The sequence below is a fragment of the Dietzia timorensis genome, from assembly GCF_020742175.1.
GTDB lineage: Bacteria > Actinomycetota > Actinomycetes > Mycobacteriales > Mycobacteriaceae > Dietzia > Dietzia timorensis_A.
Genome location: NZ_DYXM01000189.1, coordinates 1 through 5618 on the forward strand (window position 1 = coordinate 1; position 5618 = coordinate 5618).

Annotated in this window: 6 protein-coding genes and 1 pseudogene; 1 reads left to right on the forward strand and 6 read right to left on the reverse strand. The window is 68.2% G+C overall.

The genetic code is table 11. The features are described 5' to 3' along the window. Positions 1-97: 97 nt before the first annotated feature. Positions 98-634 (reverse strand): NADPH-dependent FMN reductase, encoded by a 537-nt coding sequence (locus K8V11_RS09765; protein WP_303913377.1) that lies wholly within the window; start codon positions 632-634, stop codon positions 98-100. A gap of 176 nt (positions 635-810) precedes the next feature. Here K8V11_RS09765 and K8V11_RS09770 point away from each other — a divergent pair, with 176 nt between their 5' ends. Beyond that, a complete protein-coding gene (locus K8V11_RS09770; protein WP_303913380.1) occupies positions 811-1686 on the forward strand; it encodes a uroporphyrinogen-III synthase in 876 nt (291 codons plus the stop codon). 34 nt (positions 1687-1720) lie between these two features. Here the strand turns inward: K8V11_RS09770 and K8V11_RS09775 are convergent, their stop codons facing one another. The 5 genes and pseudogenes from K8V11_RS09775 to K8V11_RS09795 form a co-directional block, all read right to left on the reverse strand. Beyond that, positions 1721-2191 carry a polyketide cyclase gene (locus K8V11_RS09775; protein WP_303913382.1) on the reverse strand — a complete coding sequence of 157 codons (471 nt, stop codon included), beginning with the start codon at positions 2189-2191 and terminating at the stop codon, positions 1721-1723. A 38-nt stretch (positions 2192-2229) separates the two neighbouring features. Then, the gene (locus K8V11_RS09780; protein ID WP_303913385.1) at positions 2230-2772 is read right to left on the reverse strand and encodes a flavin reductase family protein; all 543 of its coding nucleotides are present in this window, start codon (positions 2770-2772) and stop codon (positions 2230-2232) included. A gap of 47 nt (positions 2773-2819) precedes the next feature. Then, on the reverse strand, positions 2820-4067 hold the full coding sequence (locus tag K8V11_RS09785; RefSeq protein ID WP_303913388.1) for an acyl-CoA dehydrogenase family protein: 1248 nt from the start codon (positions 4065-4067) through the stop codon (positions 2820-2822). After that, on the reverse strand, positions 4064-5173 hold the full coding sequence (gene sfnG / locus K8V11_RS09790; RefSeq protein ID WP_303913391.1) for a dimethylsulfone monooxygenase SfnG: 1110 nt from the start codon (positions 5171-5173) through the stop codon (positions 4064-4066). The genes K8V11_RS09785 and sfnG overlap by 4 nt, the downstream gene beginning before the upstream one ends. Positions 5174-5235: 62 nt before the next feature. Then, a pseudogene (locus K8V11_RS09795) lies at positions 5236-5618 on the reverse strand (LLM class flavin-dependent oxidoreductase); the annotation flags it as partial.

A 5618-nucleotide genomic window follows, 5' to 3' on the forward strand; every position in this document is an offset into this window, starting at 1 on the left:
AATCACAAAGGTGCCCCACCGCGAGCGGAGTCGCGTTGGGGCACCTTTTCTCATACGTCCCCGCTAGGTCCAACCATGACGTCGGAGGCGCGGAAACCTACTTGCCCGAAGCGAGAAGCTGGTCGAATAGACCGTTGATCTCGTCCGTGCGGCGCGCTTCGGGGGCAACACCGGTCTCGGAGAACTCGGTGAAGAGGGACAGCGAGACCTGCGAGCGCACGACGTGCATATTGAAGTTCGCGAGGATCTGGCGCCACTGCTCGACGGCGCGCACACCGCTGTCGGCGCCGTAGGACACGAGCGCGGCCGGCTTGTTCTGCCACTCGGGCCCGATGGAGTCGAAGGCGTTCTTCAGCGCGCCGGGCACGCCGTGGTTGTACTCCGGGGTCACGAAGATGAAGGCGTCGTAGGAGTCGATCGCCTCGGACCACTTCTGCACCTCGGGGGTGTCGTACTGGCGGTTCGCGGCGCCGGGCACCGTGGCGCTCGTGAGAATCGGGATGTTGAACTCCGCGAGCGGGACGATCTCGAACTCGGCACCGCCGTGGCTGTCCGCGTTCTTCTTCACCCACTCGGCTACCGAGGTGGACTTGCGTCCCTCGCGGACCGAACCGTCGATAATTCCAACCTTCATTTCTTCGAACTCCTCACAGTTGTTGTCTATTGCCTTCGCCCAACGTTCTACCAACGTTGTACGGACATTTCGTAGACGAATCAACAGTTCGGTTCGCGGTGATATTCCCGATCGCTGCCTGTTGCGCTGAATATACGGGCGCCCGTGGTTTCGTGGCCCGCGGTTATCGTGGACATATGGATTTCGACGAAGACGCAGCGCAGGAGTTTTCCGACGGTATCGCTGACGAGGCAGACGCGGGCGACCTCGCCGGGTGCCGCGTCCTCGCGGCGTTCGAGCGACGTGCCGACGATGTCGTCACCGTATTCGATCGCCACGGAATCGAAACGGTCGTCGCCCCACCGATGTCCACGATCGCGCACCCGGACGACGCCGAACTCCGCCGTGCCACCGAGCAGGTCGTCGCCGAACGCCCGGGCATCGTCGTCGTGACGACGGGAGTCGGGTTCACCGGATGGCTCGAGGCTGCCGAACATTTCGGGACCCGCGAGAAGCTCGAAGAGGTCCTCGCGTCGGCGCGCATCGTCTCGCGCGGCGCCAAGGTCACCGGCGCGGTCAAGAAGGCCGGTTTCGTGCCCGAGTGGGAGGCGCCGGACGGGCTGAGCGACGAGCTCCGCGACTACCTCCTCGCGCAGGACCTCGATGGTGCGAAGGTTGCCGTGCAGTTCCACGGTTCTGGGGCCGACGGGATCGATGCGGACCTGCGGGCGGCGGGCTCCGACGTCATCGGGCTGGTGGTGTATCGGTGGGGTCCGCCGGCCGACCGTGAGGCGCTCGAGCGCAGCATTCGGGAGGTGGCCGAGGGCGAGTTCGATGCCGTGTTGTTTACGTCCGCGCCGGGCTCGGAGGCCTGGCTTCGCGAGGCGGACCAGCTCGGTTGGTATGACGGCGCAATTCTCAATTTCGCCGACCGCACGCTCGCCCTGGCCGTTGGACCGGTGACGGCAGGGCCCCTCATCGACGCGGGCATCGTCGTGGAGATTCCGGAGCGCTGGCGCCTCGGGGCGCTGTCCCGCCACGCGCTCGCGCTCCTCCGCGCGCAGCGGGCGTAGCGCAAGGAGTTAGCGCTCGGAAGGGCAATCGGCTTTACGGGCGGTAGTAGCCGTGGCGGACCGTGCGGTCGAGGATGCCGAGGGTTCCCTTGAGCGCGGACTCGGAGATCACGGGGAAGATCTTCTTCCATTCCGGCGCGGCCGTGGACCAGTCGTAGTAGCTCGTCACGGTGGTGCCGCCGACGGTGGGGTCGAGGCGGTAGCCGTAGGTGTGGCCGAGCGGGGGTTTGATCGTGCCATCGATCGTCCACGCGATCTCGCGATCGGGGACGACGGTGGTGAACTGCACGGCGACGTCATACTTGCCGAGGTCCACGTCCCCGAGCGCCTCGCGGTCCATGTGGATGGTGAACTCGTCGCCGGCGGCGGTGACGGGCGAGCCGCTCGCGCTCTGCAGCATTCCGGAGGAGTCGATTGCGACGTGGCCCCACGGGTCGCAGAGCAGGGCGAAGATGGCGTCGGGCGTGGCGGGGATGAAGCGGCTGACCTCGATGCGTTCGGACATGCTTCCAGTTGTACCCGTGCCTTGCCCGGCGGCCGCGGCTAGCGAACGCCTCTGCCGATGAGCGGGGTCGTGACCTTCGAGTTGTGGAAGACGAGAGCGTCCGCAGCGGATGGGCGCGAGTAGGCGTAGTCGACCGCGAGCAGCGCGATGACGTGGTCGCCGGCGTCGACCTCGGAGTGGATGCGCGTGCGGAACGAGGCGGCCGCGCCGTCGAGGAACACCGCGCCCGAATCGCCCGTCCAGCCGATGCCGTCGAAACGCTCGGCGGACGGGCCGCTGAGCCGGGGAATGTGGCCCGAGTGGTCGGCGGTGAGCACGGAGACGCCGAGCGAATCGGCGCGCCGCAGCAGCGGCCACGTCGACGAGGACTTCTGCAGGCTCACCGACACGATCGGCGGCTCGAGGCTCACGCCCACGAACGTCCCGACGACCATGCCGACCGGCACGCCGTCGACGAGCGCGGCGACGGTGGCGATCGGGGTGGGGACGCCGGCGAGGATATTGCGCAGGTCCTTGCCGCTGACCTCGGGGGAGAGGTCGGCGATGGCGGGGTCGTCGTGGCGGATGGAGGTCGTGGTCATGGGATTCCCTTCGCTGTCGGCGGATCGTGTGCCGCCGTTCGGATCGGTCAGAACTGTGTACCCGTCGCGGGTGGGGCGGCGTCGAGGAACGAGCGCCCGAGGATGCGGAGCTTGTCGCGGCGGCGCTCGTGGAGCGTGTGTGTGCGCAGGTCTCGCCATCGGCGGTCGAGTTCGACGCTCGGCGCGATGCCGCGGGTGCCGGTCAGCTCGAACACGCGGGAGGCGATGTCGACGGTGAGCTCCCCGGTGGTTGCCTTCGCCGCGCCGACGGCGAGTGCAGCGCGCCCGTAGGCGTCGACGCCGGCGTCGAAGGCCTGGTCGACGGCACGCCCGGCAGATTCGAGGACCGCTCCCGCGGTGAATGCCCGGGCTGCCAATTCCCCGGCCAGATGCTCGGTGAGCTCGCCGCCGATACCGGCCGCGCGGGCCAGATCGAGCGCTTCGTCGAGCGCGGCCTCGGCGAGACCGACATCGATCGCCGCGTGCAACAGCTGCGCGAACGCGCCATACGCGGGCAGCGAGTCGATGTCGAAGGCGAAGACGTTCTCGGCGCCGACGCTCACCGCATCGAGCTCGACCCGGCCGGAACCGGTGAGCCGCTGTCCGAGCGCATCCCATTCGTCGACGAGCCGCACGCCGGGCGCGAGCGCGTCGACGAAGGCGACGACATCGGGCAGCGTCTCGTCCGAGGCGCCGTGGTGGAACGCGCTCACCGCGAGGTGGTCCGCGTACGGCGAGCCGGTGCAAAAGTATTTCACGCCGTCGAGGCGCGCGCTCTTCGCGTCGTCGGCAAGTGTGACGGCGACGTGCGGTCCGCGCTCGGCCTGCGCGTTCGACAGCAGCGCCCCGCCGAGAATCCGCTCGGCCCACGCCCGCTCGGAATCCGGGCGACGTCCGGAGAACAGCCACCGCGCGAACACGAAATGCGGCTGCACGATCTGGGCGAGCGATCCGTTCCCGTAGGCGAGGACCCGGAGGAGCTCGGCTCGCTGCGACGGCGTGACGTCTCCGGCCGCTGTCGCCGGGCCACCGAGGCGCGCGGGCACGGCCGCCCCGAGAATCCCCGACGCCTTGAGCTCGTCGACCTCGGCGAACAGTTCGCGGTCACCGGCTTCGCGTTCGCCAGCGACGCTCCTCGCTCGCTCACCGATGCGGGCGGCCTCGCGCACAAGCGCGTCGAAGGGCGTTGCAGAAGGAGACAAAGCGACGGCGGCCGAATGGGTCGAGGCGGTTCCGGAGGCGCCGATCGCCGAAGCTGCCGGCCGGAGTGCGCGCGTCGCCGTGGGGGCGCTCATCGTGCTCCGGACACGAGAAGGCGTTCGCGGGCGGGCTCGGCACGTCCGGCGTCATGCCCGATGATCTCGCGGCCGAAGCGCTGCAGCTCCTGGTCGAAGTGGAGGAAGCCGGTGAGGATCAGGTCCACGCCAACCTTGCGATAGGCGTCGATGCGTTCCTCGATCTGCTCGCGCGTGCCAATGAGCCCTGTCTTGAAGCCGTCGTTGTATTGGATGAGGTCCTCGAACGACGACTCGGCCCACATTCCCTTGCCGTCGCCGGTCGCAGCTCCGGCCTCCTTCACCGAGGAGCGGAACGCCTCGACGGCCTCGGTGTTGGCTCCGGCGACGATCTCGCGGAGGCGCTCCTTCGCCTCCTTCTCGGTGTCTTCGAGGATGACGAACCCGTTGAGCCCGATCTTCACCTCGCGTCCGGCGGACTCGGCGTGCGAGCGCACTTCGGCGATCTGTTCGCCGATGACCTCCGGAGAGGCGCCGTTGGTGAAGTACCAGTCGGAGTAGAGGCCGCCGTTGCGGCGGGCAGCGGTCGAGGTGCCGCCCTGGAACAGTTCGGGTACGACCGCTGGGCGCGGGCTCGCCGTGTAGTCGCGGATGCGGTAGTGGTCGCCGGCGAATTCGACGTTCTCCTCGGTGAGGATTTTGCGCAGCACCTGGAGGAACTCGGCACTACGTTCGTAGCGGTCCTGGTGCGCGAGCCACGGCTCGCCGAACTTCACGTATTCGTCGCGCAGCCAACCGGAGACGACATTGAGGGCGAAGCGGCCACCGTGGATCTCGCTCGCCGTGGCGGCGAGGTTTGCGAGCACGGCGGGCTGCCAAAAGCCCGGGTGAACAGCGGCGATGACCTTGAGCCGTTCGGTAGCGGCGAGCAGTGCGAGCGAGAACGAGACCGACTCGTGCTGGCTGTTCGCGCCGTAGGAGCCGAGGTAGCGCACCTGCGAAAGTGCGTAGTCGAAGCCGACTTCCTCGGCGTGGCGTGCGAGCTTGACGTTGTAGTCGATTCCCCAGTCGGTGCGCTGCTCTACATTTGACGTGACTAGCCCGCCGGACACGTTCGGCACCCAGTAGGCATACTGCAGATTCTCTGTAATTCCTGCGGTGGACATGGTGGATCCTGTTCGTTGCGTGTGGTGTGGCCCTGCCGGGAATGACGGCGGGCGCGGGTGTTCTACGAGGCGCTGGCAGCGACCGGCGCGAAAGGGACCTGGGCGGCGCGGCGCTCGCCTTCCGGAGCGGGCCGGTTCTTCACGCCGTAACCGAGTCGGTGCAGTTCGGGGATGACTCCCTCGCCGACGTGGAACGCCTCTTCGAGGTGCGGGTAGCCGGAGAAGATGAAGTGGCTCAGGCCGGCCTTGAAGTACTCGCCGATGCGCTCGGCGACCTGCGCGTACGAGCCGACGAGCGCCGTGCCCGCCCCGCCGCGAACGAGTCCGATGCCCGCCCACAGGTTGGGGGCTACCTCGAGTTCGCGGGCGTCGGTGCCGTGGCTGAATCCACCGCCGCGCGAGTGCAGCGCGGTCATTCGCCGCTGGCCCTCGGACTGCGAGCGCG

Coding starts and splice junctions, on each gene's coding strand:
- K8V11_RS09785 (WP_303913388.1), bottom strand. CDS start 4,067: ATGAGCGCCCCCACGGCGACGCGCGCACTCCGGCCGGCAGCTTCGGCG.
- sfnG (WP_303913391.1), bottom strand. CDS start 5,173: ATGTCCACCGCAGGAATTACAGAGAATCTGCAGTATGCCTACTGGGTG.
- K8V11_RS09765 (WP_303913377.1), bottom strand. CDS start 634: ATGAAGGTTGGAATTATCGACGGTTCGGTCCGCGAGGGACGCAAGTCC.
- K8V11_RS09775 (WP_303913382.1), bottom strand. CDS start 2,191: ATGTCCGAACGCATCGAGGTCAGCCGCTTCATCCCCGCCACGCCCGAC.
- K8V11_RS09770 (WP_303913380.1), top strand. CDS start 811: ATGGATTTCGACGAAGACGCAGCGCAGGAGTTTTCCGACGGTATCGCT.
- K8V11_RS09780 (WP_303913385.1), bottom strand. CDS start 2,772: ATGACCACGACCTCCATCCGCCACGACGACCCCGCCATCGCCGACCTC.